This window comes from Marinicrinis lubricantis, assembly GCF_042658665.1.
Classification (GTDB): Bacteria; Bacillota; Bacilli; order Paenibacillales; family KCTC-33676; genus Marinicrinis; species Marinicrinis lubricantis.
On the sequence record NZ_JBHSQV010000171.1, the window covers coordinates 25,121 to 47,812 of the forward strand.

The following is a 22,692-nucleotide window of genomic DNA, read 5'->3' on the forward strand; positions in this document are numbered from 1 at the left end:
CCTTTCTAGGCCGTCTCAACGGCTTGATGATTCATGCGGCGATGAATGGCATACGCCGCCAGCTTTCCTTGCTGTGCCGCGCTGACCACCGTCGCTTCCCCTTGGCCGGATCCGAAGATGCAGTCACCTGCGGCAAATATGTTCTCGCGGGACGTTTCATAGGTTTCCAAGTCCACTTTGACTATTCCCCGTTCGTGCTCAATCCCCAGCGCTTCAATTAATGACAAGTGCCGTGTTTGGCCAATCGCCGTCACGACCGCGTCTACCTCCATTAGAAACTCTGATCCCTCGATGGGCACGGGTACGGATCGTCCGTCCGGTCCCGGCTCAGAAAGCCGCATTCGAATGCACTCGAGATGTGTTACTTTTCCTGAAGCATCTCCGATGATCCGATTTGGTGATGTTAACCAGCGAAACTCCACCCCTTCCTCCTTCGCAAACCGGTACTCAAAATCGTATGCCGTCATCTCCGCCGCTGTACGGCGGTAAACGATTTTCACTTGCTCGGCACCCAGCCTGATGGAGCATGTCGCCGCATCGATCGCTGTATTGCCGGCACCAATAACCGCCACCCTGGCACCCGAGAATTGCGATGGAAAATCGCCTTCTTTCGTGCCCTCGATCAATTCGATCGCATCATAAACGCCGCTTAAGTGCTCGCCTTCAATTCCCAAGCTTGGAACCTTCCCCATGCCGACTGCAAGCAGCACCGCATCGTATTCGCTAAGCAGCGTCTCCTTTGATATATTTTCCCCGACCTTGACGCCGGTACGAATCTCTACCCCCATCTGGCGTACCTGCTCAACTTCCCACATGGATACTTCTTGGGGCAGGCGGAACGAAACGATACCGTACGTATTTAATCCTCCTGCCTTGTCCCTCGCTTCGAATATTGTGACACCATACCCGAGCCTCGCCAGCTCCCGCGCAGCCGATAGTCCGGCAGGACCTCCGCCAATGACCGCTACCTTCCGTCCGTTGAACGGTCCTGGAGCGAATAACAGCTCGCCGCTTTTTTGCGCCGCATCGGTCGCGAATCGCTGCAGCATCCCGATGGCAATCGGCTTCGATGCTTCATTCAATACGCAGGCTCCTTCACACAGTTGCTCTGTCGGGCAAACCCGTGCACAGGACGCGCCCACCGGATTTGCCTCCATAATGACTTTGGACGATCCTTTGAGGTTTCCCGTCGCGATTTTCCGAATGAATGACGGTACATCAATTCCGGTAGGGCAAGCGTTGATGCATGGCGCATCGTAACAGTACAGACAGCGGTTCGCTTCCTCCTCGGCCTCCTTCGGCTTTAGTCCTGGATGAATTTCAGAAAATGCTTGTCGCAGTGCTTCCTTCATCGCTTATCCTCCTCCCTCTATCGCATATCCTGCTGAAGTACATTGCCGCATTCCATATTACAGGCTGCATAGCGCCTCATACGTCTCCGGCCTGCGATCACGATAAAACTGCCACACTTCACGGACTTCGCGAATGAGCGATTTGTTCATCTCGCCGACCACGACCTCGTCTTGATCACGGCTCCCCACAGCAACCATATTTCCTCTCGGGTCAACGAGGTACGACTGGCCGTAGAACTCTCCCATATTCCATGGCGCTTCATAGCCGACCCGATTAATCGCCCCGACATAATAGCCGTTGGCTACCGCGTGCGCCGGCTGCTCCAGCTTCCATAAGTACTCCGAGGTCCCAGCCACCGTCGCCGAAGGATTGAATACAATCTCCGCTCCGCTGAGGCCGAGCATACGTGCACCCTCGGGAAAATGCCGATCGTAGCAAATGTACACGCCGACCTTCGCAAATGCCGTATCAAATACCGGATACCCCAGATTCCCCGGCTTAAAATAATATTTCTCCCAAAATCCGTATCCCTCGCCGCCTGCCTCCACATGCGGAATATGGTGTTTCCTGTATTGACCTAGCGTCTTTCCGTCCGCATCGATCACGACCGCCGTATTATAATAGTTCGCAATTCCCTCGCGTTCATAAATCGGCAAAATCAGGACAATACCCAATTCTCTGGCCAGCTCTTGAAACAGCTTCACGGTCGAACTGCTCGAAATTTCTTCCGCGGCTTCGTACCATTTTGGTTTTTGTTCTGCGCAAAAATAAGGCCCGTAGAAAATTTCCTGAAAAGAAACGATCTGTGCTCCTCGACTCTTCGCTTCCTGCAAAAGGGCGACATGCTTTTCAATCGCTTTCGATTTATGCAGCGCAACCGGCTCGCTGCCATCCACTTCATGCTTCGCTTGAACGAGTGCGATTTTAACAGTATCCATATTGTTCCCCTCCTCTATATATCGCGCTGAAATGACTTACTCCCGCCATCCGTTCGTTAAGCCGACCTCTTTACCGTCATAAAGCGGCAGCATACTCAGTGCAATCGCCAACGTGCTGACCATCCAATCCACTTCCTCGAATGCGGCGACAAAGGGCGGGGCCAGCGTCAGCACATTCGCATAACCCGGCGTCGTATCCCCGTTTTTACCTATCAGCAATCCCCTCTGCTTGCAGGCCGTCATCACTTTGGCTATCAGGTCGGAGCTTGCTGGCTTCTTCGTTTCTTTGTCCTCCACCAGCTCGATACCTGCGGCAAAACCGAAGGTGCGAATATCCCCAACGTAAGGGTGAGAAGCCAAGCTCATTAACCTGTCCCTTAGTCTGCGCCCTAACTCGCTTGCATGATCCACCAACCGCTCCCGCTCTATGATCTCCAAGTTTTTGTTCGCGACGGCACAGGACACCGGATTCCCCCCGAAGGTATTAATATGCCGAAAGTGGTCTAAACCGCCTGACAGCCGAAACGCATCATACAAATCCTCACGTACCGCGGTCGCCGAGAGCGGACTGTATGCGCTGGTCAGTCCCTTGGCCATCGTTACGATATCCGGCTGTACCCCGAAGTTGTGGTGGCCGAATCGCCTTCCGCTCCGGCCATAACCGCAAATAACCTCGTCAACGATCAAAAGTGCGCCATGCTTGTCACAAATCTCCTTGACCCGCTTCATGTAATCCTGCGGGGGCACGATCATCCCCCCGCCGGTAATGACTGGCTCTAGGATGACACCTGCTACCGTTTGCGCTCCTTCCCACTCCATGACTTGGTCGTATATTTCCGCACATTCCATACGGCAGCTGTCCTTGTTCTGTCCAAATGGACAGCGGTAGCAATAAGGTGGTGGAACGTGCAGGAATCCCGTCCCCAGCGGCTCATACCTCATCTTGCGCTGCGCTTGGCCCGTCGCAGCCAAAGCGCCCATAGAGCTGCCGTGATACGCTCGATGACGGGAAATGAATTTATGCCTCTCCGGCTGACCGATTTGATTAAAATACTGTCTGGCGATTTTAAATGCGGCTTCGTTGGCTTCTGAGCCGGAATTGGAGAACAAAATACGATATCCGCCGCCCAGCCATTCACTGATCCTCTCGGCCAGCTCGATTCCGGGAATATGCGCTTGCGTCATCGGCACATATGCTACGTTATCCATCTGTTCGGCAGCGGCCTTGGCCATTTCTTTGCGGCCGTAACCGATGTTCACGCACCATAATCCCGAAATGGCGTCATAATAACGATTTCCGTCCATATCCGTCAGCCAGCATCCTTCTCCAGAGACGATAATCATCGGACCTTCATTATGCGGTGACATATGATGCCACACATATTTCCTATCCTTCTCCAGCATACGCTGCTTGGAGTGTCCCTGCGTGGCGGCTTCCTTCGCACTCACGAAAATGCACCTCCATTTCCAACAAGTCTAATGACGGACGCCTCTTCGCTTAGATGGACTAGTCGCTCTATCTCTTGTCGTTCTCAAAACGCTTAATCTCTTGCCATTTCCACAATTTCATTCGTAAATGCTGTGCTCAGTTCCGGCTCGTTCTGAATGACATTAAACTGCAATGCGATATCCGCTGTTTGCTTGAACATCGCCTCATCGGTCCAACCCAAGTTGTTCAAATCAAAGCCTTCAGGCGCGACGAGCTTCGCGACCTCCGTCATCATCTTCAGCTGATGATCCCTTGAGGTGCTTCCTTCCTCCACCGACTTCATGACAATATCCACCGCTTGTTCGGGATCGGCAATCGCATCCTTCCATCCCTTCAAAGAAGCACGCAGGAATTTGGCAGCCGTCTCTTTGTTGCCCGAAAGCCAGTCGGAGTTGGCAAACAAATTATCTTCCAGCATGGCCACCCCTTCAGCATTCATGTCGATGACATTCAAATCGCTTTCTGCAATCCCTTCGCTCAGCACCACTTGGAACTCGTTGTACGTCATGGCTGATGCGGCATCCAGCTCGCCAGCCAAGAACTGGTCCATCGTAAAGCCCTGCTTCACGAACTCCAAATCCTTCGTAGAATCGAGACCATACTTATCGAACAGCGCCAGCACCTCAAATTCATTGCCACCCATCCAGTTACCTACTTTTCTACCCTTCAAATCTGCTCCTGAAGTGATGCCAGACTCCTTCTTCGAGACGAGCACGAGACCGCTCTCCTGATAGATTTGAGCAATTTGGGTAAGCGGGAGTCCTTGTTCCTGATGAGCAAGCAAGCTCGCCACCCAATCTACGCCGATATGCGCCGCGCCACTGGCCACCTGCTGTTCTGGTACGATATCCGGACCTCCCGGCAGTATTTCGACCTCCAACCCTTCTTCGGCGTAATATCCTTTCTCCTGTGCCACGAAATAACCGGCAAACTGCGCCTGGGGCACCCATTTCAACTGCAGCTTCACCTCAACAGTTTCGGAAGCTCCTGCCGCACCGTCCCCCCCTCCATTCGCCGATGGCTGCGATCCCGAGTCGTTCGAGCTGCCATTATTCCCCCCGCATGCCGCAAGCATTGAAACCATGAGAAGTACAGCAACCGCGGTCAGTATGCTTCGTTTTCCCTTATTTCTCATCTGTTTTCTCCCTCCACCTTTTCACGTTTTCGTTCACATCCTGCACGTGGCAAAAATAATATCATGAAGATTCGGAAGGTATTTGGGTACGGATTCCTTCCTTATCGGATGTGCTGTCTTCGGTTTAAGTGCGCTGGGACGAATGCCAGCGGATGCACCATTTCTCCAACCGTTCTATGATGAAATAGAATATGACTCCGGCAACGGCAGCAAGCACGATGCAGGACCAGCCTAACGGCATCTTAGCCACTTTAATCGAGTTGGATAGCAGGTATCCGAGCCCTCTCGAGGAATAGAAGAACTCACCTACAATGGCACCGATCATGCTCGACGTCGCATTGATTTTCAAGGCGGTGAAAACATACGGCAGACTTCCGGCGACTCTTAAGTAACGAAATACCTCGAGCTTCTTCGCTGCATAGGAATGCATTAAGTCCATCGCGAGCGGATCGACCGCGTTCATGCCTTTGTGAGCATTGATCGCCATAGCGGCCATCGTTGTCACGGTGACAATGGCAATGCGCGAGCCCATTCCATCGCTGAACCAAAGATTCATAATGGGAGCCAGCGCGACGATCGGCACCGCATTCAAGGAAGCAACGATCAGCACGCTGGCTGACCCCCATTTCGGCCACGCTGCGGCGAGCAAGGCGACCACAAATCCAATCGATGAGCCCAGCAGCATGCCGAGCACCGCTTCAGTTAGAGTATAGCCGGTGTAGGACAAGAGCAGGTCGACATGATCCCGGATGGCCTTGGCGATGTCTGAGGGCAGAGGCAGCTGATATGTCCTCAACTGGAACAGTCGGTGGAATACTTCGAATTCCCATAAAGCGAGAAAACATAATCCTGCTATCACGGGCAGCCCCACGGCCGTAAAACGTCTGCGCTTCCGGCGCGATCTCTTGGATATCCTCATCTCTCGAGGTACAGCTTTAATCCCTTCGGTTCGTACCTCTTGCAGCTCCGTTCCTGAAACGCCAACCATCTATCCATCGCCTCCTTTGTTTCGAAACTCAGGCTGCCAAGGCGCAGCGATTCGTTCCACTGCACTGATCAACACATAACAGAAAATCCCTAAAAAGGCTCCAACGACGACCGTGGACCAAAACATATAAACATGTGACGGTCCGTAATACAGATTGCGCAGCATAATGACGCCTATCCCTCTGCTCGCTCCCATCAGCTCGACGAGAATCGCCCCGGTTACGGCCAGTGGAGCAGCGATTTTCAGCCCGCTGAACAGACCCGGCAGCGACGCAGGAAAGCGAAGCTTCCAATAGATGGTCCTCCCCCCGGCTGCATATGAATGCATCAGCTCCAATGAAGCCGGAGATACACTGCGCAATCCTCTCAGCATGTTTAGAGATACAGGAAAAAAGGTGATATAAGCTGAAATCAAAATTCTCGCCGTCTCTTCATCACGCACAATGCCGTAGACAATCGGCGCAAGTCCAAGGACGGGAACCATCTGCGAAGCGACTGCATAGGGGAATGCCAGCTGTTCCACCCACTTGGATAGACTCATCAATATCGCGAGCAGCGAACCTGCAGCGGCTCCAAGCAAAAAGCCGTATGCCGCATTCATGAAGGTGACCCACCCTTCTTTCGCTAATGTCCCTCCGTAAGTCGTAAAGGTCGCAGCGATTTCATGAATATACGGAAGCTTCGACTGAGCTAGGGGGATCTGCCTCACCTCCAGCAAATACCAGGAGGCTCCTTCCCACACAAGCAAAATCCCCAGCACCCAAACGACAATGGGCAGTAAACGTTCGCGCAAGAATACTCCTGACTCCTTCATCGCCGTTACACTCCTTCAAAACTGCCGCGAATTTGCGCAATAAGACGGAAAAATGTTTCACTTTGACGCATCTCCTTCGTTCTCGGTCTTGGCATCGATATGTCAACGACCGCCGACAGTCGTCCGGGATGCGGAGAAAGAACAAACACTCGATCCGATAGAAAGATCGCCTCTGGAATGCTGTGTGTTACGAACACGACGGTGTTCTTCACTTGACTCCAGATCGCAAGCAATTCCTCATTGAGCCTTTCTCTTGAAAATTCATCTAAAGCGGAGAACGGTTCGTCCATTAGAAGAATTTCAGGCTCCATCGCAAGCGCACGGGCAATCGCCACACGCTGCTGCATCCCGCCGCTAAGCTGCCAAGGATAGCGGCTTGCCGCATGCTCTAAACCGACTAACGACAATAATTCCATCGCCCGATGGCGACGCTCTGATTTCTTCACCCCCATCATTTCAAGAGGGAGCGTAACGTTCTCACGTACTTTTCGCCAATCATACAGGACCGGGTTTTGAAAAACGATGCCGTATTTTTGCGCGAGTCTCGCCTCTCTAGCTGTCCCGCCTGCCACCTGTACACTGCCGCTTGTCGGTTGTATCAAATCTGCAATAATGCGCAGCAGCGTCGTTTTTCCACACCCTGACGGACCTAGAAGAGAAACAAATTCCCCTTGACGAATGTTCATCGTCACTTCTTGAAGGGCCAGCACCTCGGAAGCATCCGTGCGGTATTTCATGGTTACCCGATCTATATCGATTTCCGGTAAGATCGTCGCCATCGTATTCTCCATGCCTTCCACTCCCCTTCCTTTGATTCTGTTTTAACGCCGATATATATTTGTTATCTTATGTGACATTATACTTAGTAAAACACCACAATCCATTAGACACTATGTGAAATCGGACCAAATTGGATTATACAATGCGTCTTAAATCATAAATTTATGTAATATTTCATGACATGTATAGTTATGCAATTACTTCATCCTCATCTACCATCCACTTCCTTCAGCCCGAATTCATAGAAAAAAAAGCGGCAATGGATGCATCCACCCATTACCGCTTTGTTGTCATTAGCGTTTATCTCTTATCAGTTCGGTTACGCTTTCTCCTTGCTTACCCTTCTAATACCTTGTTCAATTGCTCGATAAACTCATTCAGCATGTGCTCGGTGAATTGATCAGGGTTGAAGGAAGACATCGCCCGCAATGGCATATATTTCATCATCGCTTCAAACATGCCGGCTGCATCCGAGTCCTCATCGATGCTGGCGAACGGACTTCCTTCATTCGCTTTGGCCAGCATCTCCTTCACGATTGGCGCAAGGAGCGGTTCTGCCATTAAATCTCCGAACGTTGTATTCCGGTGAACTCTCTTCTTAATGCGAACGGAGGATTTTACGTTCACCGTATCCTGCAGAACAATATCCTTGGACGAGCGTCCAATCATCACTTCAAATTGTCCTGTCTCCACATGCCAATCCTTCAGATCCACGTTGTAGTAGGCGAAAGCTCTTTTGTCCAGCACCATCGTTACCGTCTTTTCCTCGCCCGGCTGAAGATCGACCTTTTCAAAGCCTTTCAGTTCTTTCTCAGGTCGAATGACTTCGCTCTTCACGTCCCGTACATAGAGCTGAACAATCTCTTTGCCCGCCATCTTGCCTGTATTTTTAACCTTCACCGATACTTCGACGGTCTCTGTATCTTGAATCTCCTTTTTGCTCACTTGGAGGTTGGAATATTCAAAGGTGGTATAGCTTAATCCAAAACCGAACGGGAACAACGGCTCGATGTTTTTCATGTCATAATAGCGATAGCCGATAAAAATACCTTCGCGGTACTCCACCCGATCCCCTTCACCTGGGAAGTTCAGATGAGACGGATTGTGACGAACATCCTGCGGGAATGTCTCCGCCAGCTTGCCGCTTGGATTGACATCCCCAAACAGTAAATCGGCAATCGCTCCGCCTAACGCCTGCCCGCCTAGATACGCTTCCAGCAGACCTTTCACTCGTCCCAGCCACGGCATAACTACCGGAGCCCCGTTGCTCAGCACGACAACCAGATTCGGCTGCACTTCGGATACCGCTTCGATCAAGGCTTGATGGTTCGCTGGAATATTTAAATGCTCGCGGTCATACCCCTCCGATTCGTAGCGGTCTGGAAGTCCGACGAAAAGCACCGCAACATCCGCTTGAGCTGCAGCCTCCTTGGCTTCCGCAATCAACTGCTCATCGATGTCGTCGCTCTTTAATTCATACCCCTGCGCATAAGTCACATTCGCGCCAGGCGCCGACGTGCGGATTTCCTCTAGAATGTTCTCCAGCTTCGTCGGATTGATATGGGAGCTTCCGCCTCCTTGATAACGAGGCTTCTCCGCAAACTGCCCAATCACGGCGATGCTCCCCTCTTTTTTCAGCGGCAGAATCCCATCTTCATTTTTCAATAGCACCATGCTTTCTCTGGCGACTTCACGGGCCAACTGATGGTGCGCTTCCTTGTCATAGCCGGCATCTTGCTTTTTGTGGTCCACCGCTTTGAAAATGATATTCAGCACGCGCTCAACTGCACGATTCAGTGTGTCCTCAGAAAGGGTGCCGTTCTTCACCGCCTCCACGATCTTTCTGTCGCCCTGCCCTTTACTGGATGGCATCTCTAACTCCAGACCAGCTTTTAAGCCGTCCACACGTTCATTGACGGCTCCCCAGTCGGAAACGACAAAACCCGCAAAGCCCCATTCGTCTCTTAAAATATCCGATAAAAGCTTCTTATTCTCTGCAGTGTATTCACCGTTGATTTTATTGTACGAGCACATGACTGTCCAAGGCTGCGACTTCTTCACCGCGTTTTCAAAGCTGGCAAGATATATTTCACGGAGCGTTCTTTCGTCCACGATGGCATCCACGCTCATTCTGCGATGCTCCTGGTTATTCGCGGCAAAGTGCTTTAACGAAGTTCCAACCCCCTGGCTCTGAACACCTTGAATATGATGTGCCGCCATTTCGGAAGAAAGATAAGGATCTTCGGAGAAATATTCGAAGTTTCGTCCGCACAGCGGCGAACGCTTCATATTCGCTCCAGGTCCCAGCAGGACAGCCACGTCTTCGGCCTGACATTCCTCGCCTAAAGCAGCTCCCATTTTTTCAATGAGATCCCGATTCCATGAGCTGGCAACCCCGGCTGCGGAAGGAAAACAAGTCGCCTTCACACTGTCGTAAATCCCCAAATGATCGGCCCCTTCTGCCTGTTTGCGAAGTCCGTGAGGGCCGTCCGTTACCATGATTGATGGGATACCCAATCTTTCTATGCCTTTTAAATGCCAGAAGTCCAAGCCTGAGCACAAGCCTGCTTTCTCCTCTAATGTCATTTGATCGATCAATTGACGTATATCTCTTGCCATCTTGAAATCCTCCTCGTTTGTATAAAATGATCCCGTTATGATACCGCTTTCTAAGCTTATTATATGCCTTCTATGATCACGATTATGGTATTTATTATTTCTTTTTGGTATTATTTTTACATATCCTGAAAAGGCATTCAAACCGGTGTTCCATCTGAGGAGGAACTGCAATGAACCATGAGCTGCAAGCACTGTGCAGTCATATATCGGAATCGTTCCATCTTCCCGTATTTCTGCTGGACACGAAAGGAAAGCCGCTCTTAGAGCTCACCTCCAGCTATACGATCAATCCGTTGTATCTCCATCATAAAGATCGGTTATTCCGTTCAAGCTCCTTGCATATCAATACGTCATTAGACTTCCCGATTGTGGCAACCACTCCTTTCTATGAGAACTTTATATGTATTCATATACACGAGGATGGCATCTATCGGGGTACGCTCTTGCTCGGTCCGTCCACGACCTATCCGCTGTCGGATCGGGAAATTGCCGGACTGCTCAGCGACTATCCTCAGCATACCGATCGAACAGGTTTTATTCGGTATTATCATTCTTTACCCGTGATAAAAAAAGAGCAGCTGATCCATATGGGAATCCTCGTCCACTACATGGTGAATCACACGTTATGGTCGTATGATCAGGTCTTGGAAAAAAATAAGGAGCTGAAGCGAAGCCCTATTCATATCGAGCCTCCCGAAATTGAGGTCTCTAAGCGGCTTCAGAAGGTGGTATTTCACCATGATCCATTAGTGGAGAAACGGCTGCTTAACCATATTAAAGAAGGAAGAGTCGATGAGGTGCGGAAATCGTTCGGTGCGATCCCGGAAGAAGAGTTCGGTGTGTTATCGAAATCCAGTTTTCTTCGTTCCCGCAAAAATATCGCGATTTCCGCCATTACGATCGCGACCAGGTCCGCCATGGAAGGAGGGCTCCATCCAGAAATTGCATATACGCTCAGCGATGTATTCATTCAGCAGGTGGAGGAAGTGCATCAGATCAACGATATCAATCATCTGGTGGAGGAAGCAATGTGCGCGTTTGCCGAGAAAGTATTGGGGGCAAAAGAGGAAAGCAGCTCCAGGATCGTTACGGTCTGTAAAAATTACATTTTCAAGCATCTATACGACAGCATCTCATTGAACGACTTAGCAGACCACACCAAGCTAAATCCAAGCTATTTGTCCAAGCTGTTCAAAAAGGAAACAGGCATTACGATGACCGAGTACATCCAGAAGGTGCGGATCGATGAGGCCAAAAACTTGCTTTCGCTCACTCAAACCCCGATATCGGAGATATCCTCATGGATGCATTTTACCGACCAAAGCTATTTCACGAAAATTTTCAAAAAGCACGTTGGGGTAACACCCAAGCGATTTCGAGAGAAGAATCATCGAACAATTGGACGACTGACATAACAAACAGCGGGAATAATGCCTTCCCGCTGTTCTCTATATTATGGTTCAGCCACTAGCCTCGGCGCCTTGCGGTACTGAGTCGCCTGCTCGTAATCGTATGCCATGCCCAGCAGCTCCGCCTCGCTCCACATTTTTCCTACGAAGGCGATAGAGAATGGAGAACCGCTTTCGTAGTATCCCGCAGGAACGTTGACCTGAGGAATCCCTGCAATATTGATTTCAGATACCGTCGTCGCTCCGATATTGTCTTCGCTGTCCAATAGCGGCGTTTCTTTATACATTTGAGGGAATACGAGCGCATCTAAATCGTGCTTTTCCATCACTTCGTTAATGTATTCAAGATATTGGGTGCGAACCTCTACGAAATTAGTCAAATCGGCAACAGAATCAGGGTCTGGCATCTCACCGTCATATCGATCTAATACCGAAGGATTTTCTCCCGTCATCTCCAGCATTTCCTCAACCGAGTTGAATGCGGCGCTCTGCCCAAGTCGTTCTAAATAATCTTCCATATCATAGATGATCGATTCGATTCCGACGCCTCCAGCGGACTTCACATATTCAGCGAAACCGGTTCCGGCGAATGGATCGGGAACGACTACGGCACCCTGTGCTTCCAATTCCTCGATGGCCCGATCATAAAGCTGCTGTGTCTCCACTGTGAGTTCTTGATCCCTCCAACCGGGTCCGTACAATCCGATGCGCTTGCCTTTAAGAGCCTGCTTATTCAGCTTGGATGTGTATCCGCCCTTCGGTATGTTGCCGATGGATGCAACGGTCTTCGGATCTTCATGACTGTAGCCGGCAATGACATCCAGCATAACAGCAGCATCGTATACCGTTCTCGCATGCGGCCCAATGACATCACGCGTACTACCGGCTAGTGGAACGACTCCAGCGTTCGGCACAAGACCGAAGGTCGGTTTAATCCCGACAAGTGCTTGTGCGGCTGCTGGGTTTTGGATGGAACCACCTGTTTCCTCAGCAATACCAAGCACGGCCATATTCCCTGATACCGCCGTAGCGGTACCACTGCTGCTAGCTCCTGGCACAAGCTTCTTGTCGACCGCATTATACGTATCTCCGTCCCAGCTCGTTGTTGCCCGAGTACCGGAGGAACTAAAAGCCGGTATATTCGTTCTCCCCAAAATAATCGCATCCGCTTCTTTCAATCTGGCGACCACAGGCGCATCCCTCTCCGGTATGAGCTCGATGCCGCCCTTCTCCTTGCTCAGCGGCTCCCAGCCCATTGTCGACGGAAATCCCGCCATATCCACCGCTTCTTTAATCACGATCGGGATGCCCGCCAGTTCCCCAAGCGATTCACCTGCTGCACGCCGGCGATCGATTTCTCGTGCTTCCTCCAGAGCGTTCGGATTCATCATGGTAAATGCGTTATAGCTCGGTTCATACTCTGTAATTCGATCCAAGTAAGCCTGCACGACTTCCTCCGCCGTATATTCTCCACTTGCATATCCTGCCTGCAGCTCCTCCACTGTAATCTCTTCGAATGAAAATGCTTCTTCGGCGGATGCTTTCGGCAGAGCCGGTACCGATAACGCTAAAATCAAGGCAAGTATAATGGCTGTACTGCGTTTAATCATAAAAGAAAAAACAACGTCTCTCATGGCGAAAAACTCCTCTCCCTATCATAGGTTTTCACGATGTAGTAAAATCGCACATCAGTATTACAAACTCCACCCCTTTCATAACACTTAACCTATTCATATGAGAGCACTATTTTGTTTATGTTAGTTTATATATTAGTTATTGGTATTAAACCTAACATAGATATAACATAATGAGTGGTATATTTACAAATTAAAAAGGCATAAACCCGGTGCAATACCGAGCTCATGCCTCGTCTAACCCATTTAACTCTCTATTCACTTGGAGTCACTTTATAAATCAGAGAGCGGCTCTCTAACTTCTATTTACTTCTTCGCTTGGGGAGAAACCTCCGGCAGCGTTAATTGATCGTAGAAATCGACGTACTTATCTTTGTCCGCGCTGCCACGAAGAGCCATCGCTGTGCGCGGGTGCTCATCCAATGTGCCGGTGATCATGTAAGGAATGTTGTAGCCCCATTCCCAATTTTCCCGCATTTCCACCATGAAGCGTTCGATGATATCCAGCACCGGACGAAGCTTATATTTCGGATTTTTCAAATTCGCAACGAGCAGCTCCGTGTTGCAGTTGCCCGCCGCCCGGCCCATGCCGTAAACGGAGGAATCCAAATAAGCGACTCCCTTCTCCGCGGCAAGAAGCGTGTTCGAGAACGCCAGCTGCATATTGTTGTGCGCATGAATGCCCAGCTTCTTATTCGGCAGCAGCTTCTTGAATTTCTCAATGAAATATTCAATTTCCGAATTGTTCAAGCTGCCGAAGGAATCGACGATGTACACGACATCGACCGGACAATCTTTAATTTGCTCCAGCGCTTCCGTCAGCTCGTTCTCCATGACATTAGACAGCGCCATAATGTTAAGCGTCGTTTCATATCCCCGTTCATGGAAAATTTCCACGAGTCGGATCGCCTTATCCACATCTCTTGCGTAGCAAGCGACCCGGATAAGATCCAGCATGCTTTCGCTGCGCGGAAGAATGTCATTCTCATCCACACGTCCGATATCCACTAATGCAGAAAGCTTCGTATTCAGCTTCTGCGGAATCACCTTCTTCAGAAAATCGTCGTTCAAAAATCTCCAAGGACCCGCTTCGTCGGCACCCTTCAGCAATTTAGGCGAATTCTTATAGCCGATTTCCATATAATCGACGCCAGCTTCGTTCAGGCCTTCATACAAATTGCGAACGAACTCCTCGCTGAAATCCCAATTGTTGACCAGTCCGCCATCACGAATCGTACAATCTAATATTTTGGGTAAATTGTCACTCATGTTTCGCAGTCTCCTCGTTCATGTATCTTGTAATGTATCGTGCCGCATTTTCACTTTCGTGCTTTTACGCTTTTATGTGTTATAGTATTCCGCTTATCTTATCATACAACTTCATTTTTTGTCAAAACGGAATATGATTTAAACGTACCTTCAGCTTTCCTGCTTCTCAAAACGGAACCAGCCAAAATCAAAATTCGACCCTGGCAGGAAGATGAACGTGACCTTCTGCACGCCTGTTACTCGCTCCAGATCAAATACGCGCTCTTCATACCCTTCCGACTGCGTGAATTCGACAAGCTGATTGCTTTCCCCGCCCTCACCAGAGAAACGAATATGGATCGTATTTTTATCGATAGGCGATCTGCCGTAGATGGTCAGCTTCGAAGTGCCTGCCTCCGTAAAGTCCATATGGGAAAACTCAAGCGACACGTTATTACCGATCCCCTCGACGCTGTGCTCTGTAATAACGAATGTATCTCCATAAATTTGATCACTGGCGTTCGCCATATTTTGTTCAAAGGCACGGCTTTGACGATCGAAGGAGAAGCCTTTCATGTGAATTTTGTCCTGGGTTACGAAGTAGAGCGAAGTAATCCCCCGAAGCCGCTTGGACAGACGGTACGTTGCCTCCTGGTAGACGTTCCAAATCGGCTCTTTCTGGTATACGACATCGGCCAGCAGTTCACTGCCCTCTTCACCGGGAACCCCCTCCCAGATTTGAAGCGAATGGCCATCCCCAGACAATGCAAAAATCGGAATCGTGATCGTATCCGAGCCATACGGGCCGAAATCAATCGACTGGAAGCCAACATAGCTTTCGCCGTCTCTGCTTGTCGCTACCCCTCTTTCGTTACCGCTGCCGACATCGCCTTTGCTTTCATCATACAGTCCTCCGGAAATAAATCCGTACGGATCCTTGTAAGCTGTTCCGAGTCCTGTCGCCTTAAATTCCAGCTGGGAGATCAGCTTCGTCTTGTCACTGCCGTTCTTGCTCATGCAGCGAATGCGGAATTCTCCGTCGCCTAATGCTGTAATCTTCGCTGTAAGCCCGTTCGCTTCCACTTTAGCGATATTGGACTCGATGCCCGCATCGTTCACCGCGCTCCATTCCACTTCCTTATAGGTAGTGTTTTCGGGGTACAGCTTCGCGCGGACGGCGATTTCCCGCTTCGTTTCATCCAGCTGCTGGCCTGCTTCACTGACAATTTCCATTTTACGCAGCGGAATTTCGCTGCCTGTGCCCATCACGATCGGCAATTCCTTGTTCTTCATGTTTGCAGAAATGCCTTGAGTCGCTTCCTCCGCCGCAGGCAATGCTTCAAATTCGGCCGTTTCGCTTGCCATACCTTCAGAGGAGACCGTTACTTGAATTTTCCCAGCTCCTAAGGTTGCTCCGATGATCGCCATCAGCTTGCCGTTGAATAGTCTGCGGCTTAAGCCTTTATATTGGTCGTAATCGGTGCTGTCACCATTATCTAGTCCGAGTAAGCGGCCTTCTCCCGACACCTCTACCCGTACTCTGTTGTTTGCATTTTCAACGGGGTTACCCTGCTCGTCTTCCATGCCGATTTCAAGGAAAATTAAATCCATGCCGTTTGCAGTCAGCTGCGTCTTATTAGCCGACAGACGAATTTTCTTCGCGTCGCCAAACGACCTCTTCACATCTGTCGCAATGATATTGCCGTTCTCATCATAGGCAATGGCTTTTAGTTCGCCTTTCGTATAAGGCACCTTCCACCATCCCACAAGCTTCGTGCCCTGCTGATGCTCCGGCTCATGCGTTCCAATCGTTTCACCGTTCAGCTGCAGTTCAATCTTCGGCGCATTGGAGGCGACACGGACGTCGATCATTTGACCTTCGTTGAAATCCCAGTACGGGAAAATGTGCACCATCGGCTGTTTCTTATAATCCGTCCAACCCGCTTGGTAAATGTAATATGAATCTTTGGGGAAGTTCGCGGTATCAATTTGCCCGAAATAAGAGTTCTTCGTATGGTACGGGGTCGGCTCCCCGATATAATCAAATCCGGTCCAAATAAATTGACCGAGGGAGTATGGCGTATCGCGTTCCGCTAAAATGCAAAATTCCGTGGACTTCGCACCCCAGCTTGTCGTGCTGTTCCCCAGAGCAGAGCACTGTTCGTCGTCATCAGCAAGAATCGGCTCCTCGAACGGAAAATGATAAACTCCCCGGCTTTGGACGACAGAGCCTGTCTCACTGCCGTAAATGATCCAATCCGGATGCTCCTCGTGGTGCTTGTCGTAATATTTTTCCGCGTAGTTGTAGCCGGCCAATTTGACAATGTCGGCACACTTCTGCGCGTTCTCCCAAGGCATATAGTTGGAACCAATGGTCACTCGTCCATTCTGCTTCGGATCGTATTTCAGAACTTCGTCCATCAGCATCCGGGTCACTTCCTGCCCTCTCTCGCCCGCATGCGTATCATAAATTTCATTCCCGATACTCCACATGATCAGGCTCGGATGATTCCGATCGCGGGTCACCCAGCTTTTCACATCGATCGGCATCCATTCATGGAAGAAACGTGCATAGTCGTAAGTCGTTTTCGGCCGCTCCCACATATCGAACGCTTCGGAGCAGACGAACATACCCATCTCATCGGCTAAGTCCATGAGTTCCTTCGCAGGCATGTTATGCGCGGTCCGAATGCCGTTGACACCCATCGCTTTTAAAATTTCAAATCTTCTGCGCAGCGCATAAATGTTAAATGCAGCACCCAAAGCACCCAGATCATGATGCTCGCATACGCCGTTGATCTTCACCTTCTTGCCGTTAAGCAGGAAGCCTTGATTCGGATCCAGCACCACGCTGCGGAAGCCAACGTTCGTTGTTACCGTTTCGATCGTCTTCTCTTCCGGGCCGATCTGCAGCTCTGTGACCAGCTGATACAGGTTCGGTTCATCTGGACTCCAAAGCTGGGGATTTTCGACGCTTAGGATTTGCCGGTTCTGTATAGATGTATCCTGATTCACAGCAATTTGCTCCGATACGGCTGCAACCTTCTGCCCCTGAACCAAAAGGGTATGGGACAGTTTCGCGGATTCCGTCAGATTCAACTCGCTGTCGATTTCAACCTGCCATGAGCTTCCGTCCTGCTTCGTCGTAATGTAAAGACCATTCGTCACGAGATGATTGAGATCTCTCGTTTTCAGCCACACATTGCGGTAAATGCCCGCACCTGAGTACCAGCGGCTGTTGGGATGTTGATGCACTACTTTCACGAGGATCTCATTTTCTCCGTCAATCACGGCTTCTGTGATTTCGTGTTCGAATGAGGAATAGCCATATTTCCATTCGCCTACCAGCTGTCCGTTTACATAAACGGATGAATCCATATATACGCCATCAAAGCTGAGCAGAAGCTGCTGCTCCCGCTCTTCCTTCTTATAATTAAACCGCTTGCGGTACCAGCCAATACTGTTCTCATAGAGATCTAAACTATTATAAATCAGCCAATCGTGCGGAAGGTCCACCGGTTCAAAGGAAAGGCCCGCGTGATCTGACACTTCTAAACCGCTCTTGGCAAACTCCCAGCCATCATTAAAAAGCTTCTTTTTGTTCATGCTTGCACTCACTTTCTTTATGTATTTAAAATATGGATCTGCATGATCGATGTTAGCGAAACGTCATAGGTTGACGTGTGGTGCATTTTACCATCAGTGTATCATGGTTGACGTTCAGGATTCCAGTTGTTTGCATGATTCGATCTGTAAAAATGAGAGGAACAAATGGACGTGCATGAATTCAGTGGAGAGTTTAAGCCAGCTTTTATGCCCTTCGCGTAATTATAAAAGGACCGCCCTAAGGCTTTGGGCCCTAGAGCGATCCTTTCTTCGATGCTTTATGAATTCAATCGATCCAGATCTTTGGTCAATCGATCAGATTGGCCTGTTGGAGCAGACGGCGAACGATGGATGCCGCTTCAGCTCTTGTTATAACCTCCATAGGTCGCAATTGTCCGTTCGAGCCGCTCACCAATCCCGATTGCACTGCAGAGGCTACAACTGATGCGGCCCAACCACTCACCTGCTTACCGTCGGTGAACCTATACAGCAGCGATTGCACCTGATCGTCGCTCATATCGATCAAACTACTCGCAACGCTCAACGCCCGCATGATCATCACGATCGCTTCTTCACGGGTAATCGTTGCCGACGGTCGGAAAGTTCCGTCTTCATAGCCGTGAATGATGCCGTACTCCTGTGCCGCAGCAATCGACCCGGCATACCACAGTTCCGTTTCGATGTCATGAAATTCAGCTCTACCCGATAACGTCGGAAGGCCCAACGCTCTGCCAATGATCGCTGCGAATTCCGCTCGCGTCACTGCCGCATCCGGATTGAAGCGGCCCTGCCCAACACCGCTGACCACCATTCGGGAGGCAAGGTCGTGCACATCTTCTCCCGCCCAATGGTTCACCGTATCCGTGTATTGTACGGGGTAAGAAATGAAGGCATAAGTGCTGTTGCTTAAGCTGTGAATGACAGCTAGGTGTTGACCCCCATCAGCAGTGATATACATCGGTACGTGACGAAGCGTCCCGTCCGCTTCCTGAATGACTGCCGTGGTGATCGATTCACGCCCTACTTCTGCCCGAAGCGGAATTTCACGCCGAATGTACCTTCCAAATCGGTTCAATTCTACCGTCTGATCGTGATAAGAAGCTGTCACGCTGAAATCTACTAACGGCGCCACAACCGTAAATCCTCTCCGACTCGCAGTTCGCTCGATCATTTCAAACTGAGTGTCATCACTTCTCGCGATCGTGAACGTCACCGTTAACTGTTCCAGATCGGCTGCTCCGAATTGCGAGATTGCTCTGTTCGAAATCACTTCTTCCGCCGGAATCTTATAGTTTCCGTTTTCCGTATGAATGAATAGTACGATGCGTTTATCGGCCATCATCTTGAGGGCGTTCACCGGCAGCGCAACCGTTACTTCATCTGCGGCTTGTTTTACTATTACGTTTACGACGGCTTCGTCCTCGATGGCTTCAAGAGCTGTATAAAATGCCCCGGCGTCAAAACCGATATGCAGCTTGGTTCGGCCTTCCTCCGTTACCTTCGTGCTCTCTAAAATCTCGTGATAAGAACTACCACCGATCGTCAGTTCCATGACGGACGGAAGCTCCTCTGAAATGTTGTCATTGGGGCTCTCTTCATCTTCTGCCCGCGTTCCTTCATTCGATCCTCCGCCTTCAGACGGTTCTCCGTCCCCGGGCTGTTCCACTGGCGGCGGGGGTTCTGTGGGAGGAGCACTCTGTCTCATGACTTGAATCACATAGACTTTCGTCGTCACTCCATCCTGTGCCGTTACTTCGATCGTGATCGTGTTCTCGCCTTCGGAGAGAGTGATAGGTGACGAAGAGACTCCGCTGGGCCATACGATTCCGTTGACCTTCACGACTGCGCCTGCGTCTTGTGCTGCTGCCGTTACACTGATTTCCGTCATATCATGAGGCACTTCCAGCTGATATTGTGTTCTTGCCGCCTCAAAATCCGGCACCAACGTGCCGCTCGACATCTTGATGTCGATCAAGTCGGCATTGCTGCTAAGCTCCCGCCAAATCAATACCGTGTAATTGGCGGTATCGATCCCATTTTCTGCTGTGACCATGATACTCACAAGATTGCTTCCAAGCGAGAGCGGAACATGAACCGATGAACCGCTCGTCGTCAATACACCGTTGACCGTCAACGTTGCATTTTCGTGATAGACCGAGGCGGTCACGCTGACGAATTCCGTCTCATGGAATACATTGGCTGAGTATGAATAGATTGATGGATGGAAGATGGGCGACATCGCTCCTTCGCTGACGATCAATTGACTAAGCTGAGCGTTGCCCGAAGCTTCCCTTGTCACGTCAATTAGGTAGGTTTGCTTCGTCACTCCGTCCTGTGCCGTCACCTCGATTTCAATGACATTGGAGCCTACTACAAGTGAAATCGGGCTCACCGCAAATTGGCCGTTCACCTTCATGACAATCGTGGCATTCGGATCCTCGGCTTGCGAATATACCAACGTACCATACACGTCGTTCATCACATTTGCAGTATATTGATAGAGATTAGGCTGAAACGTCTCATTTAGCGGAATACCTGCCAAATATAAGGAGCTCATCGAAGCATTGCTTGATGGTGCCCGTGTCACGTCGATTGTGTAGTTCTTGTGTGTCACACCGTCTTCAGCTGTTACTTCCACCTTGATTCGGTTTACGCCTACTTCTAATGATATCGGACCTGTTAGCTCGTTATCGTAGACACGCAGGACTGCCTTTTCATAATATGTCTCTGCCGTTACCGTCATGCGATCGGTAGTATAGGGCACGCTCACGGTATATTCCGATACTTCCGAATGAAAAGCAGGTGAGAGTGTGCCTTCTGATAAATGCAGCTCCCTCAGCCGTGCATCTGGGGATGGATTCACGACTTGGATCACATTAAAAGTCACATCCGCCATATAATCCGCACGGACGGTAACGACCGCCGTGTAAGTTCCCGTGGTTAATCCATTCTTTGCCTTCAAGGTGAACGAAGCTGATGGGTTTGTACCATCCAGTTCCGCGGCGGATGGCTGTGTCACTTCAAAAGCATCCGGATTCGCTCCGTTCAACAACACGGTTACATTGTCCAACACGCCCGTACCCGTTCGTGTAATCGTGACATCTTTCGTCTCCTGCGTACCCGGTACATATCCAGTGGTCAGCTCTGTCAGCGTCTGATTGGCAATCGCTTCGATTGTGTACGAATGTACGACCTGCGTCACTTGGAAAGTGACATCCTCCATATGATCCGCCATTACTGTCACTGTCGCTGTATATGTACCTGCCGCAAGAGCGTCCTTCGCCTTCACCGTGAACGTGGTTTGCGGCGCTGCGCTGTCCAACGTTGTTACCGCCGGCTGCGTTAACTCAAAGGAGTCCGCATTCGTTCCGCTCAAGGTCACCGACACGTTATTCAATGTGCCCGTCCCCGTACGCTTAATCGTGATATTCTTCGTCTCCTGCGTACTAGATTCATAGCCTGCCGCCAGCTCTGTCAGCGTCGTATTCACGATTGGTGCGATGGTGTACGTCGGTGGAGCTTTCCCGATGACCATGTCATTCACATAGCCTGTTGTGACAACCAGCGTTGCAGTGGAACTGCCCTCCTCCAGCCGGTAGATATGGCTTGTATAACTATCCACGAATTCAGCGAAGTATAGATCGCCAGTCAGCGGATCCTTGGTGATGCTGATGATTTCATTTTGTGATGTATAAATGGTTTCCGGCCAATCAAAATTCAGATTTGAAAGGTCGACGGCATAAATGCTTCTGGCATCCGCATAATACAGTTTGCGGTCTGTCTCATCGATAAATTGATCGAACCAATCATTATACTCCATTAGCGTAACAGGTGCGCCTCCGGCTAACGATTGACGGAGAAGCTTTTTACCGAATATATCAAGAAGATATGCATTTCCTTGCTGTTGATCGATCGTCATCGCCGAGAATCCCTGAAAGCCATCCTCCGGTGTAACGTGAATATCCTGTACCGTACCGCCTGATGGGTTTATACTTCTTAGTCTAGCAATTGCTCCCGTATAATTGGGTCCAGTACCCGACAAACCATCTGTAAAATAAAGCTTATCGTTCATCTCATCTAAAAACAGACTATGCATGTATCGATCATTCACATGAATAATCTCTCGATCCGTTCCATCGATCCCGGATCTATATATTTGGTTGTAGGTTTCTCGAACCAAATAATAGATGTATTCACCCTTTTGATCAACGACGATGCCCTCCGGCGCATCCCATGAAAAGCCATGCAGCGTTTCAGGCACTGCCCCATCCTTTAGTTCCAGCTTGTTGACTTTGCCGCTTAGGCTGAAGCCTGTTGTAAAATAGAGCACTGAAGGCTCATTTTCACCTGCTGCGCGAACAGGCTCAAGCCCTTTTCCTACTCCGATCATCACGAAGCTGCATAACAACACAAGTATGAGTTTTATCGCTTTCATCTGTTCCCCTCCATTTATTCAGCTGTACCCTTATTCATTTTGAATATCGCGAAATGCACAGCAACTCCGTCAAAAGACCCAGATGAAAAAACCATTCGCATTTCTCCGTACTCATGTCAGCCTTGCAACATTCTACCGTTAGGCATTTCGTTCTACAATACGATTTTCAAAACTTAGGAAAACCTTTAGATATAGTTGATAAATGTTAATCGTCCTAAAAAACCCCCTCAAGCAGGCAGTCGCAT

13 protein-coding genes are annotated in these 22,692 nt (G+C 49.9%); 1 reads left to right on the forward strand and 12 read right to left on the reverse strand.

Going from position 1 to position 22,692, the window contains the following annotated elements:
• Positions 1-5 precede the first annotated feature (5 nt).
• The 8 genes from ACFPXP_RS15565 to ACFPXP_RS15600 all read right to left on the reverse strand — a co-directional run bounded on the left by ACFPXP_RS15565 (position 6) and on the right by ACFPXP_RS15600 (position 10,115).
• The gene (locus ACFPXP_RS15565) at positions 6-1,352 is read right to left on the reverse strand and encodes an NAD(P)-dependent oxidoreductase (protein WP_379895244.1); all 1,347 of its coding nucleotides are present in this window, start codon (positions 1,350-1,352) and stop codon (positions 6-8) included.
• A gap of 57 nt (positions 1,353-1,409) precedes the next feature.
• Positions 1,410-2,291, reverse strand: a complete 882-nt coding sequence (locus ACFPXP_RS15570) for a nitrilase-related carbon-nitrogen hydrolase (RefSeq protein ID WP_379895245.1) — start codon at positions 2,289-2,291, stop codon at positions 1,410-1,412.
• Positions 2,292-2,327: 36 nt separating this feature from the next.
• Complete coding sequence (locus ACFPXP_RS15575) at positions 2,328-3,740, reverse strand: aspartate aminotransferase family protein (RefSeq protein WP_379895246.1); 1,413 nt, start codon at positions 3,738-3,740, stop codon at positions 2,328-2,330.
• 92 nt (positions 3,741-3,832) lie between these two features.
• Complete coding sequence (locus tag ACFPXP_RS15580; protein WP_379895247.1) at positions 3,833-4,915, reverse strand: ABC transporter substrate-binding protein; 1,083 nt, start codon at positions 4,913-4,915, stop codon at positions 3,833-3,835.
• Positions 4,916-5,039: 124 nt separating this feature from the next.
• A complete protein-coding gene (locus ACFPXP_RS15585) occupies positions 5,040-5,903 on the reverse strand; it encodes an ABC transporter permease (RefSeq protein WP_379895248.1) in 864 nt (287 codons plus the stop codon).
• The gene (locus ACFPXP_RS15590) at positions 5,904-6,716 is read right to left on the reverse strand and encodes an ABC transporter permease (RefSeq protein WP_379895249.1); all 813 of its coding nucleotides are present in this window, start codon (positions 6,714-6,716) and stop codon (positions 5,904-5,906) included.
• Between the two features lie 5 nt (positions 6,717-6,721).
• Complete coding sequence (locus ACFPXP_RS15595) at positions 6,722-7,507, reverse strand: ABC transporter ATP-binding protein (protein WP_379895250.1); 786 nt, start codon at positions 7,505-7,507, stop codon at positions 6,722-6,724.
• A 325-nt stretch (positions 7,508-7,832) separates the two neighbouring features.
• On the reverse strand, positions 7,833-10,115 hold the full coding sequence (locus ACFPXP_RS15600) for a glycoside hydrolase family 3 C-terminal domain-containing protein (protein ID WP_379895251.1): 2,283 nt from the start codon (positions 10,113-10,115) through the stop codon (positions 7,833-7,835).
• A gap of 170 nt (positions 10,116-10,285) precedes the next feature.
• On the opposite strand from ACFPXP_RS15600, the gene ACFPXP_RS15605 reads away from it, so the two are divergent.
• Complete coding sequence (locus ACFPXP_RS15605) at positions 10,286-11,530, forward strand: helix-turn-helix domain-containing protein (protein WP_379895252.1); 1,245 nt, start codon at positions 10,286-10,288, stop codon at positions 11,528-11,530.
• Positions 11,531-11,568: 38 nt separating this feature from the next.
• On the opposite strand, the gene ACFPXP_RS15610 is transcribed toward ACFPXP_RS15605, so the two are convergent.
• From ACFPXP_RS15610 to ACFPXP_RS15625, 4 genes are all read right to left on the reverse strand, one after another.
• A complete protein-coding gene (locus tag ACFPXP_RS15610) occupies positions 11,569-13,158 on the reverse strand; it encodes an amidase (protein ID WP_379895253.1) in 1,590 nt (529 codons plus the stop codon).
• A gap of 306 nt (positions 13,159-13,464) precedes the next feature.
• The gene (locus ACFPXP_RS15615; protein WP_379895254.1) at positions 13,465-14,427 is read right to left on the reverse strand and encodes an aldolase catalytic domain-containing protein; all 963 of its coding nucleotides are present in this window, start codon (positions 14,425-14,427) and stop codon (positions 13,465-13,467) included.
• Positions 14,428-14,577: 150 nt separating this feature from the next.
• The gene (locus ACFPXP_RS15620) at positions 14,578-18,012 is read right to left on the reverse strand and encodes a glycoside hydrolase family 2 TIM barrel-domain containing protein (RefSeq protein ID WP_379895255.1); all 3,435 of its coding nucleotides are present in this window, start codon (positions 18,010-18,012) and stop codon (positions 14,578-14,580) included.
• Positions 18,013-18,319: 307 nt separating this feature from the next.
• Positions 18,320-22,447 carry a cadherin-like beta sandwich domain-containing protein gene (locus tag ACFPXP_RS15625; protein ID WP_379895256.1) on the reverse strand — a complete coding sequence of 1,376 codons (4,128 nt, stop codon included), beginning with the start codon at positions 22,445-22,447 and terminating at the stop codon, positions 18,320-18,322.
• Positions 22,448-22,692: the final 245 nt, after the last annotated feature.

Coding starts and splice junctions, on each gene's coding strand:
- ACFPXP_RS15585 (WP_379895248.1), bottom strand. CDS start 5,903: ATGGTTGGCGTTTCAGGAACGGAGCTGCAAGAGGTACGAACCGAAGGG.
- ACFPXP_RS15595 (WP_379895250.1), bottom strand. CDS start 7,507: ATGGAGAATACGATGGCGACGATCTTACCGGAAATCGATATAGATCGG.
- ACFPXP_RS15625 (WP_379895256.1), bottom strand. CDS start 22,447: ATGAAAGCGATAAAACTCATACTTGTGTTGTTATGCAGCTTCGTGATG.
- ACFPXP_RS15590 (WP_379895249.1), bottom strand. CDS start 6,716: ATGAAGGAGTCAGGAGTATTCTTGCGCGAACGTTTACTGCCCATTGTC.
- ACFPXP_RS15565 (WP_379895244.1), bottom strand. CDS start 1,352: ATGAAGGAAGCACTGCGACAAGCATTTTCTGAAATTCATCCAGGACTA.
- ACFPXP_RS15605 (WP_379895252.1), top strand. CDS start 10,286: ATGAACCATGAGCTGCAAGCACTGTGCAGTCATATATCGGAATCGTTC.
- ACFPXP_RS15620 (WP_379895255.1), bottom strand. CDS start 18,012: ATGAACAAAAAGAAGCTTTTTAATGATGGCTGGGAGTTTGCCAAGAGC.
- ACFPXP_RS15580 (WP_379895247.1), bottom strand. CDS start 4,915: ATGAGAAATAAGGGAAAACGAAGCATACTGACCGCGGTTGCTGTACTT.
- ACFPXP_RS15600 (WP_379895251.1), bottom strand. CDS start 10,115: ATGGCAAGAGATATACGTCAATTGATCGATCAAATGACATTAGAGGAG.
- ACFPXP_RS15570 (WP_379895245.1), bottom strand. CDS start 2,291: ATGGATACTGTTAAAATCGCACTCGTTCAAGCGAAGCATGAAGTGGAT.
- ACFPXP_RS15615 (WP_379895254.1), bottom strand. CDS start 14,427: ATGAGTGACAATTTACCCAAAATATTAGATTGTACGATTCGTGATGGC.
- ACFPXP_RS15610 (WP_379895253.1), bottom strand. CDS start 13,158: ATGAGAGACGTTGTTTTTTCTTTTATGATTAAACGCAGTACAGCCATT.